The sequence below is a fragment of the Vibrio splendidus genome (genome assembly GCF_003345295.1).
Taxonomy (GTDB): Bacteria; Pseudomonadota; Gammaproteobacteria; order Enterobacterales; family Vibrionaceae; genus Vibrio; species Vibrio splendidus_K.
In genome coordinates this window covers 380,010-399,242 of the sequence record NZ_CP031056.1, presented here as the reverse complement: position 1 = coordinate 399,242, position 19,233 = coordinate 380,010, and the positions used below count along the sequence as shown (strand labels likewise).

Genomic DNA, 19,233 nt, shown 5'->3' with positions numbered 1-19,233 from the left:
TCATGTTCACGAGTTGGCTTTGATAAAAATCTGTGGAGCTTAAGAGCGTTACGCTAGCAACTTCTCAAGCACTTGGAACACACCGGCATCGACGTTACTTGGCGCGCTAAAACGTGCGATCTCTTTTAACTTTGGATGCGCGTTTTCCATCGCGTAAGAGTGGTAGCTCTCTTTAAGCATTTCCAAGTCATTCAGGTAATCACCAAAACTCATGGTCTGCTCGTAAGTGAAACCTAATGTGTTCTGTAGATGTTTAATCGCCGCACCTTTTGACGCTTCAGCGTTCATCACATCCAACCAAATTTTTGCACTTACCACCACTTGGTAGTTCTCACCGAATTTGGCATCAATAGTTGGGTTCACTTTCTCTTGTGAACCGTCGAAGTGACAGATAGCCACCTTGATGAAATCGTCTTCTACCGCCAGTAAGTCTTCTACTTGCTCTCGGCGATGGTAGTACTTAGAGATCTCCGCTAAAGCACGCTCATCTTTGGTTTCGATGTACGCTGATTTCTTACCACAAAGCACCACATGTGCACCTTCAATGGCACGCGCTTCTTTGATGATGTCTTTGATGGCATCAGTATCAAGTAAGCAGCTGTAGAGCTCTTGGCCTTTGTGCATCACTAATGTGCCGTTTTCAGCAACGAACATCATGCGATCTTTTAGCGGGGAAAAGGTTTCCATCAAGCTGTAGTACTGACGACCCGATGCCGCAGCAAAAATAATGTTTTGAGCTTCTAGTCGCTCATAAAGATTGAAGAATTCTGGATCTAACTTCCCATGTTCATTAAGCAGAGTGCCGTCCATATCAGCAGCGATAAATTTGATGTTCTGTTGTGGCATTTCAGGGCTTACCTATAAGTAAAAATTAAAGTGTAAATTATGATTTTTCGTTATCTTGTGTAACGGTTCTTCGTTCGATTATATCGTTAGAGTAGCCAATGAATGCAACGCTTTTCGGTCGATTTCTTTGTTTAAATCTAAGATCTTGTTTATGCGCAATAAGAAGGTAAAAACAGATAAAAATCGAGTATCAAACTCAACTAAAACCACTGATTTAATATGCCAACTTAAGCCGACTTTTAAATTTCGCGTTGACCAATAAAAGAAATAGGCTTACCATCAATCGTCTTTTAACGATTATAGAAAGCGAAACATCAATATGAACGAAACTTGCCCTACAACTGGTAGCTGTGCTCTACCAATCGGACATGGTGATACCGAAGCTGAAACGCAAATGGCAGCTCTGGCCAAAGCGCTCGCTCACCCAGCAAGAGTTCGTATATTGAGTATCCTTTCAACGTTAGAAAAATCGGGCGGCTGTTTGAACAGTGACTTGGTGAGTGAATTAGGTTTGGCTCAATCAACCGTATCAGAGCACCTAAGAATCTTGAAAACCTCAGGTTTCATCACTGCTGAATCGATACCACCGAAGATGTGCTATCGCATTAACCGCGATAATATTCAGCAATTTGAATCGCTGATCGACACCATTTTGAAATAGATTTATCACGCTTAGTTTGTCGAATACAGAATAAACTAAGCGTATTTTTTTGCTTTTAAATATCGTTTTTCGACGATTGACGATATCAACCAAAGAGAAAATATCATGAAACCAAAATTAGGTTTTCTAGATCGCTATTTAACGTTGTGGATCTTTATCGCTATGGGCCTTGGCGTTTTGCTTGGCACCCTATTCCCACAGATCGAACAGTGGAATGAATCGATGTCGGTTGGTACTACCAACATTCCACTTGCGATTGGCCTTATCTTAATGATGTACCCACCTCTGGCTAAGGTTGACTACAACCTGTTAGGCACCGTGGTCAAAGATAAGAAAGCCATCAAGCTATCTTTAATCATGAACTGGTTAGTTGGCCCAATTCTGATGTTTGTGTTGGCGCTAACATTCTTAGGCGACCACCCAGGTTACATGGTCGGCGTCATTCTGATTGGTCTTGCTCGTTGTGTGGCAATGGTTCTGGTTTGGAACGACATCGGCGGCGGTAACAAAGAATATGGTGCAGCATTAGTTGCTCTAAACAGTGCATTCCAAGTGGTGAGCTACAGCTTTATGGCGTGGCTATTCATCAGCGTTCTTCCACCAGTATTCGGTTACGAAGGCATGATGGTTGATATCTCGATGATCGATATTGCACACAGTGTTCTTATCTACCTAGGTATCCCATTCCTAGCAGGCTTCCTAAGCCGTAAGATCCTAGTGTCGATGAAAGGCGAGCAGTGGTACAACGATGTGTTCATTCCACGTATCTCACCAATCACACTGATTGCTCTACTGGCGACTATCGTGCTGATGTTCAGCCTAAAAGGCGAGATGATTGTTGAGCTGCCAATGGACGTATTGTTGATTGCGGTTCCACTGACTATCTACTTCACAGCGATGTTCTTCATCAGCTTCTTCATTGGTAAGAAGATGGGTATTGAATACGACAAGAACGCATCAATTGCATTCACAGCGACAGGTAACAACTTCGAGCTAGCAATCGCAGTGGCAATCTCAGTATTCGGTATCAACTCAGACCAAGCGTTTGCCGGTGTTATCGGTCCACTGATTGAAGTACCTGTGTTGATTTACCTAGTGAACGTGGCGCTTAAGATGAAAGACAAGTATTACAATGGTCAAACAGTTAAACCTAACGTCTAGCATCTAGAGCTAGAGCGAACAAAAAGCTGCATCACTTTGAACAGAAAGGCTCACACGTTAAACGGTGAGCCTTTTCTTTATTTAGTTTGATCCAATTTAAGTCTCGCCCAGCTTACGTTTCGTCTAATAGGCCTTTCAATGCTTGTTCAAGCCAAAGCAATGCTGGGCCTTTTGAACGTGTTTTAGACAAAACAAGATCAACGGGCGGCGACCATGTTTTGTGATCGAATGAGACATTAATCTCCACTAAACGTTGCTTATCCAACTCCTCTTCGACAAGGTGTTTGGGTAAATATGCCCAGCCAATATCACTGCCGAGCACCACCTCTTTGATAACAATAAAGCTGTTTGACCACCATACCTTACCGGCAATCAGCGGAAACTGATCCATCACCTTACCTTTGTCTCCCCTCAACATTAACTGACGATGCGGGAGTAAGTCAGAGAGTTTCGCAACACCTGTTTTTGCGAGCACATGACTTGGATGACACACAGCAATAAACGGCAAGTGGCCGATAAAGCAAGGCTCAGAGCCGACATCAAAAGCCAAGTTGGTAAACATCAATCCAATATCGGCTCTCTCTTCGATAATCAGCGGATTGACCTCCGTTGTGGTACACGCAACCAGTTCAACTTCAGTCGCAGGGAATTGTTTACTGAATTCACTCAGGATTTTAGATAGGTTCGGGACCAGTAATGAATCATCTAATGCAATTTTGATGAGCCCCTCTTCACCGCTACCCATCGCATTAACCGTCACATTCAGATCTTCAACCTGAAGCACGATCGCTTTCACCTGTTTGAATAACTGCTCGCCCGCTTCGGTTAGTGAAGGCTTTCGAGTCGAACGATCAAAAAGCTCAACATTAAAATCTATTTCAAGATTACTGATACCTTGGCTCACTGCCGACTGCACTTTACCCAATTGACGCGCACTAGCAGAAAATGACCCTAATTCAACGGCATACACAAACATTTTTAGCTGTTCAATGTTGTACATTCGGTTTCTCCTAATACTTACTATCACCATATGTGATGCTAACCATCTTTATATTATCATTTAAGCAGATATTATCTAGCCAAGTCATTAGCCCATCGGCGGCTATTTAATCGTAAAGAGAGTTAGAAAATGTCACATAAAGAACGCATGTTACACATGGTGCTATTTGAAATAGTTGCTTTGATTTTTATGGCTATAGCGGCAACTTACATTGTCGGTGGCGGAGCAGTAAAAATGGCAGGGTTAGCTCTATCTTTGTCATTGATTGCGATGACGTGGAACTACGTCTACAACTACGGCTACGATAAAATTTACGGTGCTGACCGCAGCAAACGAACCAAGAAAACACGTATTCTGCACGGCTTAGGTTTCGAACTGGGTTTGATGTTGGTGTCGTTCCCACTACTGATGTGGGTACTTCAACTCGATTTCTGGACTGTATTGGTAATGGATATCGGGATTGTTATCTTCTTCGTACTTTACGCGATTGCGTTCAACTGGGCGTATGACTCGATCCGAGATCAATTGGTTGCGAAAGGGAAAGTAAGTGTGCTGAATTAATAAAGCCGTCTTCAAAAGAAGACGGCTCATATTATTTACCTAAAGTAGAGATTATTTGCTACGAGATAACACTGTTCCCTTTAGATACATCGGACCACGCTGTTGTAATCGCAACGCGAGATTTACTATCAAGGTTATCGATAAAGCCATTGTCACCCACCTGAGGTTCAAAGCCACTCATAGCTTGAACCAATGCATCAACTGCATTATTGGACAACACAGTATGATCTTGCGATGTGCCTTGATCTCCCATCGCAACAACAACTTGCGCACGGTTACCATTGAAGTAATCATTGAAAGTTACAGAACCAATGTGTTCAAACTTGGCTTGGTCAGTATCACTTTCAGGATCGCGCAGTATCGACAATTTAAGGTCATAGCCACTGCGTTCTAACCACAGTTTCTGCCAGTCAATCCCATTGAAAACAATGTTGTCTTCGCTGCGAATGTCTTCAACGAGGTTGTCAATGACGTCACCACTTACAACAAAGCTATCTACGCCAGTGCCGCCCTTGAAGGTATTTTGGAATCCACCAAGTACCATCACGTCACTTCCTTCGCCACCATTGAACTGGCTGAACTTAGAAAGCGCAGCAGCAATTAGATGATCATCACCTTCGCCACCGTTGAGCACCGCGTTATAACCCATTAACTTAACAACATCATTGCCGCCACTAGCATTGATACGGTTGTAATTGCCAAAGACATTGGCGAAGTCATTACCAGCCCCCAACTCAACTTGGTTATTATTACCAATCGTAACTGAGTAGTCTTGGTCGCCGCCTGTATCAACACGGTTATAGTTGCCAGATGTGACGACATAATCACGGCCAGTTCCAGTGTCAATTTCGCCACCTTCACCAAAGACAAACGACTCATCATCACCCGCGCCCAAGAACACGTGATTGATTCGTCCAGCAACAACGGCTGTATCATTGCCTTCGCCACCGAACATCATATTTTCACGTCCCATTAGCACACCCATATCATTGCCTTCACCGCCGGTAAAGATATTAGATGTTCCTGTCGCATAGTAGACATCATCACCTCGACCACCCCAGAAATTATTGTTATCTCCTAGGTACGCGCCGAGATCTTTACCATCACCACCCCAGTTGAAGTTGTAATTGCCTAAAGAAACGTTGATGTCTCCATCGCCTTGCAAGTGACCGCTATTACGAAGGAAATCAAATGTTTTCTCCTTCATATTCAGTAGATCAGCCGTCAGGTTTTCTTTTAAGTTTTCCACCAGAGATTTCATTTCTGTTTGCTTATTTTCACTGAAAATGGTCGCAAACAAATTAGGTAGGTTTAGCGAATTAAAACCAAATGCACGATCTTCTTTAGCGGAACTATCTGTCGTTATTGCATCGCCGTTATTCTGAGATCCATCGACATTAGTGCCATTAACAGAAACGGATGAATTATCTTCTTCCTCTTCCGGCGCTTTTTCTTTCAAGCCGTGCGTTTCTGCGAACGTCTTAATGCCGTCAGCACCCATATTGACGCCCGACTCTAGGCTGTCTAGCAACTTAGTAGGATCAACGAAGGCTTGTAATTGATCGCCACTAAACTCGCCAACAACTTCTAGCATTTCTTTTAGGATTGCGACGTCATCTACTGATTCACCAGTACGAGACACAATATGCCCTGCAGCTGTGTAATCCACACCGAAGATATCACCTAGCGTCGTATCTGCACCTACGCCGGCAAGTTGGCCTAGAAGCTTATTTTTTAACTGACGAGGAAGATCTTCGGGGCTGTAAGTAAACGTTGTTTTAGCTTGCCCCGTTGTGGAAAATTGTTGAGTCATAAGACCAAACAACGAACCCAAATTGGTATCAAGAATCGACTGGATATTATCACCGAACATAAAGTTCCAGTTACCCGTCGTCACTTGAATATCAGCACCTTGGCCACCGACAGCAAAGTTAAACGCTAGCTTCTCATTCGCTTGACGGAACTTATCTGCACGACTCATTTTACTTGAGTCAGAATGATCACTTCCGCCTAACCACTGGTTGTATTGCTTGTTTAACGTCGCTTCAGCGTCATTTTTCAAGCCGCGGCTACTGCGTTCATTTTGAGAATCCAAGTCAACCAAGCTTGTGTAATCAACACTGCTACTCTGATCTAATCCAGACATGTCTTTAACGAACTTTTTAGCCCCAGATAATGTCCACTGTTGCTCTTGAGCGGCTAACCAATCTTGACCCTCACCTGAACTCGCTATGCTTTTTAACACACCAGAGATTCGAGAGGCGCCGTCAAACGGATTAACCAGAGGAGGCGTAGGAATTGATTTATCCATCATCACAATAAGATCGTTGCTTTGCCCCAAATTGAAGCTCACATTACGATTACCGATGAACATCTGTGCGCCTTCTAGAGCTTGATAGCCGCCAATATCAAAGCTGTGTTTACTTTTCCCATCACCGACATGAACCATCACGTTGTTGTCACCAAAAGCTAGAGATTTAAAGCCACCTGTACCGACTTTAATGCCAACGTTCGAAGTACCCCAGTTAACCGCGGTAAACTCACCATCACCAACATTGACTTGAATATTGCCAGAGTAGCTGAGCTTATTACTGCTGTTATTAGATGAAGAGGATTCAGTCTCATTCTTACGTTTTTCTGGGGCATTAAACACATCACTGTTTTCAGCAATTGCGCCGCGAGCGGTATCATCAACGTCGCTAGTACCTACGCGAGAAAGATCGATGTCTCCTTCTGCGATACCATTTCTTATACGCTCATGTTTTTCGGTCACTTCGCCTTGTTCATCCCAGCTAAGTGTCACTTTGTTACTTTTCTCTTTTTGTACCCAATGACCATTTTCGTCATGGGTATGTTTACGACCATTCGAATCAACAGCAACTTCTGAGCTACGGACAGAAACATCGCTACGGATATCGTTGTCACCCATCGATTGAATAAGAAGTCTTCCGAAGCCATTTTGTTTGTCATCACTGATTAGCGAACAACCGACCACACTAATATGATCAGGTTTAGCCTTCACATTTTCAGCTTCACTAAACGCTTTATTAAACGCTGCTAGTTTCACGGCTAACTCATCTGCGCTGTAACCACTTAAATGAGTATTATTGTTTTCAGATTCATCTCGACCATGACCAACAAGTTGCCAACGTAATTGTCCAGCTAACTTATCTTTAGGTAGCTTAGATGGGTCACCGTAAATCACACGATAATTGCCGTCTGAATCAAGCTGTACAACCACAGTGCTATCTGGATGTTTGCCAGCTAGATTTTCAGCAGCTTTGGAAACCGCAGAATCATTCTCCATTTGGATAATTATTTGACCCCCAAAGCGCGTTTCACCGCCGTCAGATTGAGGGGATACTACGAGGCGTTCCCAACTGTTAACGTCTTTGTTATGAATATCATCATTACGACGGCTTAGCCCATCACCTAAATCAAGCTCATCCGCCACTTTTTTCGGCGTCAAAATATCGGCGACATCGGCACTGTCGAAAGAAGACTTCACACCGTCATGTAGCGTGGAAGTATTCTTATTGATAGCTAAACCAATCTTATTCCCGTCAAATAGGCTATGTACACTTTCACCGACTCTAAAATCTTCCGTATATTTGGCAACAATATGCAGATTCTTATCGGTCTTCTTGATCGCCTCTATACGTATATGGGAGCCCGGTTTGAATAAAACCTCTGCCTGATTCAATTGCGCAAGGCCGGCAACATTGGTACCTTTCGCGTCCAGAATCGTTAGCATCACTGTCCCTTTCCCACCACGGAAGTCTTTAGCCAGCTCTGCACTAGTCGATGTAGAACAGAAACCTTTCTCTCCGATCAGTTGCCCTGGTGCAATACGACTCTCCAATTCCGTTAAACTTACTCCTGGCATGAACGCACGGTAAACAGTTCCTTCAAACGTGTCTAGCTTGCTCATACCTTTAACAGCATCAACAGAGTTGTCTTTCACGAAGTATTGAAGTTTCTCGTTCTTCCTCAGTGATTCGTTTACATATTGGTAGCCTTCACTGGTATACCATTGGATACCTTTAATTTCGGCATCATTTAAATTACTGTTGGCAACAACCTCTTCACCAGCCTTCCTTCCATCAAGTAACTCTTGATTATAGCGATTCTTATTGAACGGTTCCTCTTGTCCAATTAGAGCATTCAGGCTTTCTTCACTGACGTATTTCGTACCATCATCAAGCTGCTTAACATCCACTTTTGGCGTCTTATCATCGGTCGCCATCAATATATTAGAAATAACTGTCGCCGCTAAATCAGGCCGTGTTTTAGCCAAATCAGCAATGTCGCTTCTTAATGCTCCAATTGATCCATTATTGTACAAGCGTTCTGATAGTTGCTCTTGGAAGCGCTTCAAAGCAGAATTCCGTCCTGAAGTCTCATGTTTAGCAACGTAAGTATCAATAAGGTTATTCAAATTCAAGGCAACTTCAATCTGCTTTAACCCTGTAGATGTATGCAATAGTTCCACCTGTTCGAGGATCTTCTGGTAAGACTCTCCGATTGGTTTCGCAAACACTTGGGCATCTTTCTTCAGCTCATCCTTGGTCATGACTTGTGACAAGTCCACTGAAATCTTGGTCTTATTACCTAGAGCTTCTAGGTCACTCGTCACGTCACCCACAGGCTTTTTAATCAGCGTTGCGTCAAACACAGGTAAATCAAGAATTCCCTGCATTGTCGTCTTGTCACCCAATGTCGGCTTGTAAGTAGCCAACGTATCGCCATCCATCACTACCACGCGGTTGAAGATCGCCTCACCTGCGTCGTTTTTACCCAGCTTGTAGCTTTGAGCCATGTTCAGGTCGGACTTACCGAAGAAACGCGTTAGGTAGGCACCAAATTTCTCTGCGGACGAGAACTCAACGATGCCCGCATTTGGGTCATAGAAACCGTAAACACGATCCTCTCCTGAGCCTTTTGCCCAAGCCGCCATCGCGTGACCCGGCGCATCAAGTTCCAACAACACAGGTTTACCGTTAGCCGATACATCGGTGATCTTTTCAACCACACCGTTTACGGTCAGCGCTTGCTTCCCTTCCAGCTTTTCCTGCCATACTTTCATAGAAGTATCATGCATTGGGTTCTTAGCATGAATCGCAGCCAAGCTGCTGAGCAACTTGCTTGCATTGGCTTTTTCACTGTCGGAGTAAAGCGTTGGATTGCTCAGCACCGCCGCCGCAGAATACATTTTCTCCAGCAGTTGTCTTGCAACGCCAGTTTGACCATCGCTTTCTAACTGTTTCGCAACCAAAACAAGTTTAGAGAGAGGATCACAGCGTCCACCAAAACCGTCGTTCGATAGGTTCAACAGCATTAACTGCGGTGCGAGCTGCTCGGTGGCTTTCGCATCCACCACTCCAGCAGAGGCAATCTCACGGAACAGTCGGTTATACTTCTCAGACTTGTTCTGGAACGTCACTTTCAGTGCACGACTTTCGATTTCCCAAGCAAGCGCACCTTTTTGCTCTGCACTCCAGCTACCTTTAACAAACAGATCGACCAGTTGCTTGATGCTCATATCTGAATGGAAGCCGTCAACGATGTCCTTAGCATGGTCGTTTTTGTAACCATTTAGGAAATCTTTGGTGGTACGAATATCTTTCGATTTTCCTGGTACGCTAGTATCCGGTTTCAGCGCATCGCCATAGCGTTTAAAGTCTTTCTCTAGCCCTTTAAGCACTTCGCCCGCTTCTACCGCCGCTTGCTCAGCATTGAACAGACCCGAGACAATTTGATCGGCGTATTGCCCCATCAAGCGGTTGCTCGCTTCGTGGCCATAGAAGGTTTGTTCACCCGTGACGTTGTAGCCAGCAATCGCGAGTTTGGCACGCAGCTTCTCGCCTTCACCGCCTAGACCTTCGTTGTCTGTCAGCAGCAGAACTGGCGTCTCTTTTGGCAAGCCTTTAAGGTTCTTCTCTACCGAGAATTGACCGTTAACGGCTTTCGCGATGGCCCCTACAATGCCCGCAGGATTCGCCACTTCATGAGCTGTAATGGCCTTGGTCATACTTGGCATAGGACGGTCAAGCAATAAGCCCGAAACCGCTTGGCCATTTTGTGCAGCATAACGCGCTAAATCTGCAGCAATTGGACCACCCATTGAGTAGCCGTGAATGATGATGTTACTTGGGTCAATACCCTTGTCATTCACTAGATACTTGAACATGGTGCGAGCGTCTTGATACAAGCCTTTTTCGCTTGTTCCGCCATCGCTTTCACCATAGCCACGCAGATTGACTGCGAGCATGTCGATGCCTTGTTTCTGATAATGACTGCGAATCGCGCTCGCTTGCTCCTCTGAGGATGAACCAGATCCGTGTAGGAACAGCACTACTTTGCCGTTTCCTTTACTCTCTTCGCCTTCAGGTGCTTTCGCTCCCTTATGGAAGTATCCAGACAAACGACCAGCTTCACCTTTCAGAGTCACTTTTTGAGACTCGTCTTTTTCGACAGCAAGCCCTAGCAATGTTTGGGTGATATCACCAACCTTACGACGAGCATCTTTAGTTCCGAACAACTCATTGTTTAGGAAACGAGTTAACGGACTAACAGACTCTTTGTCGCGCGGTGGTGTACCATCATTTTCAATCGCTACGTTTTCTTTGTGCTTCTCATTGCCTGATAAGATATCACTAACTTCCGGTTTACTGATTGGCGTTGCATCAAACACAGGCAAATCAAGGATTCCCTGCATAGTCGTCTTATCACCAATTGTCGGCCTATAACTCGCTAACGTGTCGCCATCCATCACCACCACGCGGTTGAAGATCGCTTCACCTACATCGTTTTTGCCCAGCTTGTAGCTTTGAGCCATGTTCAGATCGGACTTACCGAAGAAACGCGTTAGGTAAGCACCAAATTTCTCTGCTGACGAGAACTCAACAATGCCAGCATTTGGATCATAGAAGCCGTAAACACGGTCGTCACCTGAGCCTTTTGCCCAAGCCGCCATCGCATGCCCCGGAGCATCAAGTTCCAACAACACAGGTTTACCGTTAGCCGATACATCGGTGATCTTTTCAACCACACCGTTTACAGTAAGCGCTTGCTTCCCTTCCAGCTTTTCCTGCCATACTTTAATCGACGTATCATGCATTGGATTCTTCGCATGGATAGCTGCCAAGCTGCTGAGCAACTTACTTGCATTGGCTTTTTCACTGTCTGAGTAAAACGTTGGATTGCTCAGCACCGCCGCCGCAGAGTACATCTTTTCCAGCAGTTGTCTTGCAACGCCGGCTTGACCATCGTTTTCCAGCTGCTTTGCGACCAGAACAAGTTTAGAAAGTGGATCACAGCGTCCACCAAAACCGTCGTTCGATAGGTTCATCAGCATTAACTGTGGTGCAAGTTGCTCGGTGGCTTTCGCATCCACCACTCCAGCAGAGGCAATCTCACGGAACAGTCGGTTGTACTTCTCAGACTTGTTCTGGAACGTCACTTTCAGTGCACGACTTTCGATTTCCCAAGCAAGCGCACCTTTTTGCTCTGCACTCCAACTACCCTTAACAAACAGATCCACCAGTTGCTTGATGCTCATGTCTGAGTGGAAGCCGTCAACGCTATCCTTCGCATGGTCGTTTTTGTAACCATTTAGGAAATCTTTGGTAGTACGAATGTCTTTAGATTTTCCTGGCACGCTAGTATCCGGTTTCAGCGCGTCGCCATAACGTTTAAAGTCTTCCTGTAGTCCTTTAAGCACTTCGCCCGTATCAACCTTCGCTTGTGTTGACGTGCTCGTCTCATTGCTTTCGATATAAGGCGCGGTGATTTTTGCCCATTTATCAGCATGCTGCGTCATTAACCATTCGGCTTTGTGATTCGCAGAAGCACTGGATTTAGGCTTTTTAACTGGGGGTTGGCCTTTGCTTGCGCGATACTCCTGATACCAAGTATCGAAATCATCACTACCACTAACCAAAGCGTTCACTTCAGCAATAATGACTTTACGGCTTGCAAAATCAAAATGATCGAGTGCCTTAACATCAACTTTTGCCGTGGATTCTGTTTTAGGCACAAATTCACTTAACACGTTCGGCACACTGCGGAACTCAAACAAGATAGCGGGCTCTGGCTGCTGCACATTTCCTGTCGTAGCGTTGTTGATGCCATGTCCTGCCACTTCGCCGCCATACTGGAAGTATTCAAATACACTCTTAGCAAGGCTTTCTGAATATGAACCTTTCAGCTTGCCAATGATTTGTTGTCTCACGTATCGTGAATCATCTGCACTAAGAAGTTCCAGCATTTTGACAGGCTTAGTTCTTGGCAAAATCTCCCAAGCATTTTTTACTTTCGGATCGGTTAACCCTTGAGCGTTTGGAGAGAAACCCTCCGATGCAGGATCCCAATCATTGATGTAGATACCGTACTCTTTGGCCAGATCTGCAGTTTTTGAATAGACCGATGTGAGATAGGCATACACGTTTTGCGCAGCCGTCGGATCATCTAATTTGTGCTCATTAGAGTTAACTAAAAACTCATCTCTAAGTCCCGACTGGTACCAAGGTGCCGATTCTAGAAGTCTGACTTCCAATGACGAGCTTGAACCAAATTCTTTCGCATTAATGCCCATAGTGGCTTGTTGTCCACTAGGGGTCATCCCTATTGTCTGCCCTTGAGCTTCAATTGCAGTGCCGTTACCAGCCGCGATGAGGTGCTTCGAATTCGAGATAACCAGCGTAAAGTGTCCATCATCACTCACCAATTGAGGTAAGCTTTGGTGGTTTGACTGGTTGATATGGCCTGTAAACTCTTTCGCTAACCAAAGCATTGCTTCTTTACGACTTTCAATCGCCGTCGTATCACTGGTTTCACTCGGATACGTAACCAATTCAATTGTGTGCGTCTGCCAGTTGTTCACCCCATTGATATCCGCAATACGAGCTGGGTTGCTATAACCGCCTTGATTCATATCTTTGGTTAACATGAACAATGGGTTACCCTGTGAATCATGCACATACCCAAACGTCTGTGCTGAATTCTTAGGTAAAACAACAACTAGACCAGATAGTTCGTTTTCTATACCAATTGATGTCGAGGCAAAATGACTTTGAAACCCAGGAACACTTTTTGAACTATGTTGACCCGTTGCTTGATTTCCTTGTCCACCACTTAACCCTTCTAAGTTCACCCCTGAAATACGAATATCTTTTCGGTTTACATCCTGTGACGCTCGATCTGCAACAATGATGCTATCGGCATTGCTCTCAGTGAACAGAGAAGTGATTGAACTTCCGGTGTTTTTAGAACGAACACCCGCATTGATTTGTAGTCGATTTACGGCTTGAACCGCACCGTCTAGCGCTTCTTGCTCTTGATCGGTTAATCCTTCACTGAATCGACCGTCGGCACTCTGTGGATTTACCGTATCGACATCGCTACTGGTTGTCTCTTCACTCGGAATAGAGTGACTTTCATTAGATAAGCCGCTGCCAGAGGCACCTTGACGATCAGGGCGGTCATTTTCGTTTTGCTTAGAACCTTTCGCGTCTGCTTGTGCTTGATTCGCTTTATTTTCAGCATTTCTCGCATCACTATTACCACGTTCTTCAGCGTCTCTAGCTGAATTATTGGCATTCGATTCAGCTTGTTTAGCTTCATCGGTTTTCGTGGTCGCTTCTGCATTACGTACATCAGCATCGGCTTTAGCGTCCGCAATATCTTGCTCTGCACTAGCGCGATTCTCTTCGCCTTTCGCAACGCCTGCTTCTGATTTAGCCACCGAATCGTTGACGTTCTTTTGGTTACTTTCGTGGGTCTGTTTCGCAGCAGTGATCTGTTCGCCAGACACATCTTTGGCATTGTCTAATTGGGTTTGTACATCCTTTAGAAGACCACCAGCAAAACGATCGCGCCAATGATCACCAGACACCCCCGTATACTCAGCTTTGTTGTCAAGTACATCAAGGCCTTGAGCCATTGCCGTTAGATCTTTAGTTACCGCTTCAGACTCTTCGTTCACAGCGTCGCGCTGCGCTTGACCATTACTCTCTAATGCTTCTTGATCGGTTGATTCTAATTGAGCCTGAGAACCTGATACAGCTTCAAGTTGTTTCTGCTTTTCTTGCTCTAAACGCTGGCGATCGGCTTCCGCTCGTTCTTTGTCAGACATTGCATTTTTTGCAGCTTGATTTTGTTCCGCATTATCGGCAACAGCATTAGCTTGGTGTGACGTTTCAGATTTCGCCACCACATTATCTAAAACATAGCCCAACCCATCATTATGGCCTGTGCCTTTGAATTCTATTCGGTTGCTGCCAGAATTTGCAGTCAACTTAAGTGTTTTTTGTTGCCAAGCTGCTTCATCGCCAGAGGTTGAAAATACAACATCACCGTTCCAGAGAACCTCTATGCCTTCATTGCTTGAAATGCCTGCACGCTTCGCAAAATCAAAGCTAACCGCAATGACCTCACCTTCCGCTAAATCCGTTAAATCTTGAGAAAGACTTGTATTAGTATAAGTATCTAGCTCTGTTACACGTAAACCATGGCCTTCGCCACTTACGCCATAAGCGCTACTTGAATATGATGCTTCTACGCCATGAGTAGATTCCCAACCGTCGCCACCTTGTTCAAAATCGCCATTAACTATCAGGTTAGGTGCTTGCGCTTGATCTGAAGACTCTTCGATGTTGAGTTCATTTTCCATGCTGCTGAGATCAGGCGTTTCAATGTTAGTCACGCTTCCACTTAGCCCGTCTCCTAGATCGGAACCTACTTCTTCGATTTCATCCAGAGCGAAACCATCAAGTTTCGTGATTTCAGGCGTTGAAATAGCACCTCGCCCTTTCTGAATTCCTGATGACGAAGCTTCATCACCTTGAACTAGGTAATTAATCGCTTGGCTGCCACCCACTCCAAGAAGAGTTTGTTTAATATTATCAAACAGTGCGGAAAGCTTATTGCTGCTAGTGTTACTTGACGCGACGGCTAGGCTATAGAAATCACCGTTACCCACTTTGATAGCAACGTTATTTCTGGCATAAGAAGCGTTAATCCCTAAGCCATCACCTACGTGAATATTCACGTTTGCTTTGCCTTTCATCACCGCAACATTGAGACCGTCACCCACTTTGGTGTTGACGTTATATTTGCCCCATGCAACGTTAACTGAAATACCGTCACCAATTTTGGTGTTGATATTCGCATCACCATAGGCAGCCGTTACACTCAGGCCATTACCCACGGTTGTCGTAATGTTAGCTTTACCTTTCGCCGCCGTGACCTGCATACCATCACCGACTTTAGTGACAATATTGCCCTTGCTCCAAAGTGCGTTGAAGCTATCTCCGTCACCCACTTGAGTAATGATGTTCGCTTCACCTTTCGCTAAAACAACATTACGGCCATCACCCACTTTCGTAATGATATTCGCTTTGCCCCAAGCTCCCGTGTAATCATCGCCATTACCGACGTGAGTAATGACATTCGCCTTACCTTGAACCACAGAAACTTCTTGGCCATCACCGACTTTGGTAATGATGTTCGCTTCACCTTTGGCGAAGTTGTATCGATCACCGTCACCGACGTGAGTGAAGATATTTGCTTGTCCCCAGGCCACGTTAACGCCTAATCCATCGCCCACTTTTGTGATGATGTTAGCTTTACCTTTCGCCAAACCAATAGTCGTACCATCACCCACATGGGTCATGACATTACCCACTTTTGATATCAGTAAACCAACGGTGGTTCCTTCACCAACTTTGGTTAAGATATTACCTTTACCCGCCAACACAGCTGCGGTTGTTGCATCACCAACATGGGTCACTACGTTTGCTTTCGCAGCTGCGACAACACCCATGAAGTCATCACCGACTTTCGTTATGATATTCGCTTCACCAAGGGCTAGTACGCCAGTAAGACCATCTCCTACGTGAGTCATAATGTTTGCTTTACCAAACATCGCGGCTAAGGTTGTTCCATTACCCACTTTCGTCATCACGTTTAGTTCGCCAGCAAATAAACCTAAGCTTGTGCCATCACCAACGTGAGTATAGATATTCGCTTTACCGATCATTAATGCAGCAGTTAGGTCATTACCCACTTTAGTCATGATATTGGCTTGGCCAAGCATTGCAGCAAACGTGCTGCCGTTACCCACCTGAGTGAATATATTTGCGTTACCTACCATCGCGGCTATCGAAGTACCATTGCCCACTTTGGTTGCGATATTACCTTTCGCCACCATTAATGCGACTGTTGTACCGTCACCAATATGCGTAAAGACATTGGCTTCCGCGACCATAAGCGCTAATGCATCACCATGACCAACCTTGGTAAATACATTGCCTAGGCCACCCATTAGCGCCCACGCGTTGCCTTCACCAACGTGAGTGAAGATATTGCCTACGCCGATCATAGCGGCTATTGAAGTGCCGTCGCCTACTTTGGTGAAGATATTACCCGCAGCACCCATTACGCCAATTGTTTGGCCATCGCCGACATGAGTCAGTACGTTACCAATACCCAACATAATGCCAGTGGTATCACCATCGCCCACCTTGGTTAGAATGTTCGCCCCACCAACCATTACGCCAGTTGTCGAGCCATCACCAATATGTGTAAGTACGTTAGCACCTCCTCCCATAACGGCAAGCGCATTGCCATTGCCTTTTTTGGTTAGGATATTTGCACCACCAAGTGCGACTGCGGTCGTATTTGAGGCCGTATCATCACCGCTAATATGAGTAATGATATTGGCACCACCAAGCATACCTGCCGTGAGGTCACCGTCACCCACTTTAGTCATGACATTCGCGCCACCGACAAGTACAGATGCGATGTCACCCTTACCAACCTGTGTCATGACATTAAAGCCACCGACCGCTAACCACAGCCCGTTGCCAGAACCAATTTGGGTGTGCGTGTTGTAGCCGCCTAGCATAGTCAAACGACTATTACCGTTACCTTTGTGAACTGAAATATTGCCATAAGCAAGTAAGTGAGCTAAATATTCGCCATCACCAATACGAACCAATACATTGACTGCACCGCCTGCGTAGACATCCATTTTGCCTTGCTTGCTCTGATGGACTAATACGTTAGCCAAGCCAGCACCACGGAAAGTAAGATCGCCTTCATCGCCACTTTTAACAATAACGTTAGCCGCGCCGCCACCAATAAATTCGGTATCACCAAACTTAGAGCTATGAAGAATAACGTTAGCAATCCCTCCGCCATTAAAATGAACATCGCCGCGGGTAACGTTGGACTTGATAACGTTACCGCCACCTACGCCATTAAAACGAACATCCCCAGAGCTTTCACCGGTATCGGTAGAAGGTTTGATCAATGCTTGTTCATTGTACTCGTCAATATCTGCGACCGTTTCGCTTGTACTTCTTACCGCATTTACACTGTACTGAAGATCACTCAGCGAATACCCACCTCGACCCATTGAGTGATATCCATTTGCTGACGAAATATCCTCATTGGCCAAATTTCCGGTGTAATTACCTTCTTTGTACCAAGAGCGGGCCTGGTACTTTAACTCGCCAGTTTCTGAATCATTTGCTAATTCAACCACCACAATTTTTGTATAAGGGCCAAGCACTTTCGCATATACATACGTGTTTGATTTACGATTTGACTTAACACCTTTAACATCAACTGTTGTGCCATTTGTAGAAATAGCATGGCCACCCATTTTTGCATCGGCCAAAACAACATCTTCAGCATCGATTAAGGCACCGTTTGCGTATGTAACCCATTCATATTCAGTCAGGTCTTTCTCAACAGCATGAACGGTTACTGACTGTTGATGTTCCACCGTGAGATCAGATAGTGTATACGCGCCATTAATGTTGACAGCATTGAATCCTCCCTGAGAAGAGATATCTAGATCTGATAGGTTCTCAAGGTGATTACCCGCTTTATACCAAGCGGTAGAGTAGTACTCTAACAAGCCAGTTTGAGGATCGTTACGAAGCTGAACTTTGTTGATTTTTGTATAAGTATCGTCTGCGAATGCAAACAGGTAAGTATTAGGTTCACGAGATGAGCTGATGCCAGTTACTTGATGATTTTGACCAACCCAAGAGCCACTCATTACAGCCTTAGTAAGCACGATTTCATCGGCATTGGCATTGGCTAACCCTTCGCCTTTGAAATCGTTACCAGACCCTTTACGGGTAATCTTGTTGTAAGCCCCGCCTCCAGAGAAATGAATATCACCGTGTGCCACATCAGAATAGATACTGTTGTATCCACCAACTCCTTCAAAACGAATGTTGCCACGTGTTTCCACATAGACATCATCCGATTGTCGCGTACGTTCAATACGGTTTGATGCGCCCGCACCCTGCAATGTTATATCACCGACTTTACCTTTTCGAACGAGATGGTTATCGGCACCAGCACCACGGAAAGTGATATTACCCGTTTCTACTCGTGAGCTAATACTGTTGGCAGCACCAACACCATCAAACGTCACATTACCGCGAGAACCCTGGTATTTATTGAACCAAGTTCGGTCAAGTTTGTTTCCGGCCCCAGCTCCAGTAAAGGATAAATTACCTTGATTTGTTTCATGCCAAAGGCTGTTATAGCCACCAGCACCACCAAACGTCACATTACCACTTAGACCTTTACGAGTTATCCCATTATATGCAGCAACACCGCCATAATTTACGTCACCGCGATTACCTAGATGATCAATAGATACTCCACCAGCAGCGCCAGCGAATGAAACGTTCCCATCGCCACTTTTGTTAATGTCCGCATACCCGGCAGCACCTTTTACATTTAGGTTGCCAACAGAGTCTTCTACTCTTAGATATGCTGCACCACCTACTACCGTATCATTTCCGCTACCCGTATAAACCGTCGCCCCAATGGAACCGACAGTGACGTGATCATCACCTCCACGAGCATGTATTTCGCCGCCAAAACCGATAGCAACAATGTTGTTGTTACCTTCATCGGCGGAATAGTTCCCTGTAAAGAAGTATTCAACACTTCTCCAAAATGGTTTTCCCATAAA

Annotated in this window: 6 protein-coding genes; 3 read left to right on the top strand and 3 right to left on the bottom strand. The window is 45.1% G+C overall.

What is annotated here, in order from left to right; all coding sequences use genetic code 11:
* Positions 1-48: 48 nt before the first annotated feature.
* Positions 49-846, bottom strand: coding sequence for a Cof-type HAD-IIB family hydrolase (locus tag DUN60_RS17615; RefSeq protein ID WP_114634560.1), 798 nt, complete (start codon positions 844-846; stop codon positions 49-51).
* Between the two features lie 319 nt (positions 847-1,165).
* Here DUN60_RS17615 and DUN60_RS17610 point away from each other — a divergent pair, with 319 nt between their 5' ends.
* A complete protein-coding gene (locus DUN60_RS17610) occupies positions 1,166-1,507 on the top strand; it encodes an ArsR/SmtB family transcription factor (RefSeq protein ID WP_054545903.1) in 342 nt (113 codons plus the stop codon).
* Between the two features lie 105 nt (positions 1,508-1,612).
* Positions 1,613-2,668, top strand: a complete 1,056-nt coding sequence (gene arsB, locus DUN60_RS17605; RefSeq protein WP_114634558.1) for an ACR3 family arsenite efflux transporter — start codon at positions 1,613-1,615, stop codon at positions 2,666-2,668.
* A gap of 112 nt (positions 2,669-2,780) precedes the next feature.
* Here the strand turns inward: arsB and DUN60_RS17600 are convergent, their stop codons facing one another.
* Positions 2,781-3,668 (bottom strand): LysR family transcriptional regulator, encoded by an 888-nt coding sequence (locus DUN60_RS17600; RefSeq protein WP_114634556.1) that lies wholly within the window; start codon positions 3,666-3,668, stop codon positions 2,781-2,783.
* Between the two features lie 129 nt (positions 3,669-3,797).
* On the opposite strand from DUN60_RS17600, the gene DUN60_RS17595 reads away from it, so the two are divergent.
* Positions 3,798-4,229 carry a PACE efflux transporter gene (locus tag DUN60_RS17595; protein WP_114634553.1) on the top strand — a complete coding sequence of 144 codons (432 nt, stop codon included), beginning with the start codon at positions 3,798-3,800 and terminating at the stop codon, positions 4,227-4,229.
* 58 nt (positions 4,230-4,287) lie between these two features.
* Here the strand turns inward: DUN60_RS17595 and rtxA are convergent, their stop codons facing one another.
* Positions 4,288-19,230 carry an MARTX multifunctional-autoprocessing repeats-in-toxin holotoxin RtxA gene (gene rtxA, locus DUN60_RS17590; RefSeq protein ID WP_114634551.1) on the bottom strand — a complete coding sequence of 4,981 codons (14,943 nt, stop codon included), beginning with the start codon at positions 19,228-19,230 and terminating at the stop codon, positions 4,288-4,290.
* Between the last annotated feature and the right edge of the window lie 3 nt (positions 19,231-19,233).

Bases quoted from the DNA above. Each gene is read 5' to 3' on its own strand.
- DUN60_RS17615 (WP_114634560.1), bottom strand. From the start codon at position 846: ATGCCACAACAGAACATCAAATTTATCGCTGCTGATATGGACGGCACT.
- DUN60_RS17610 (WP_054545903.1), top strand. From the start codon at position 1,166: ATGAACGAAACTTGCCCTACAACTGGTAGCTGTGCTCTACCAATCGGA.
- arsB (WP_114634558.1), top strand. From the start codon at position 1,613: ATGAAACCAAAATTAGGTTTTCTAGATCGCTATTTAACGTTGTGGATC.
- DUN60_RS17600 (WP_114634556.1), bottom strand. From the start codon at position 3,668: ATGTACAACATTGAACAGCTAAAAATGTTTGTGTATGCCGTTGAATTA.
- DUN60_RS17595 (WP_114634553.1), top strand. From the start codon at position 3,798: ATGTCACATAAAGAACGCATGTTACACATGGTGCTATTTGAAATAGTT.
- rtxA (WP_114634551.1), bottom strand. From the start codon at position 19,230: ATGGGAAAACCATTTTGGAGAAGTGTTGAATACTTCTTTACAGGGAAC.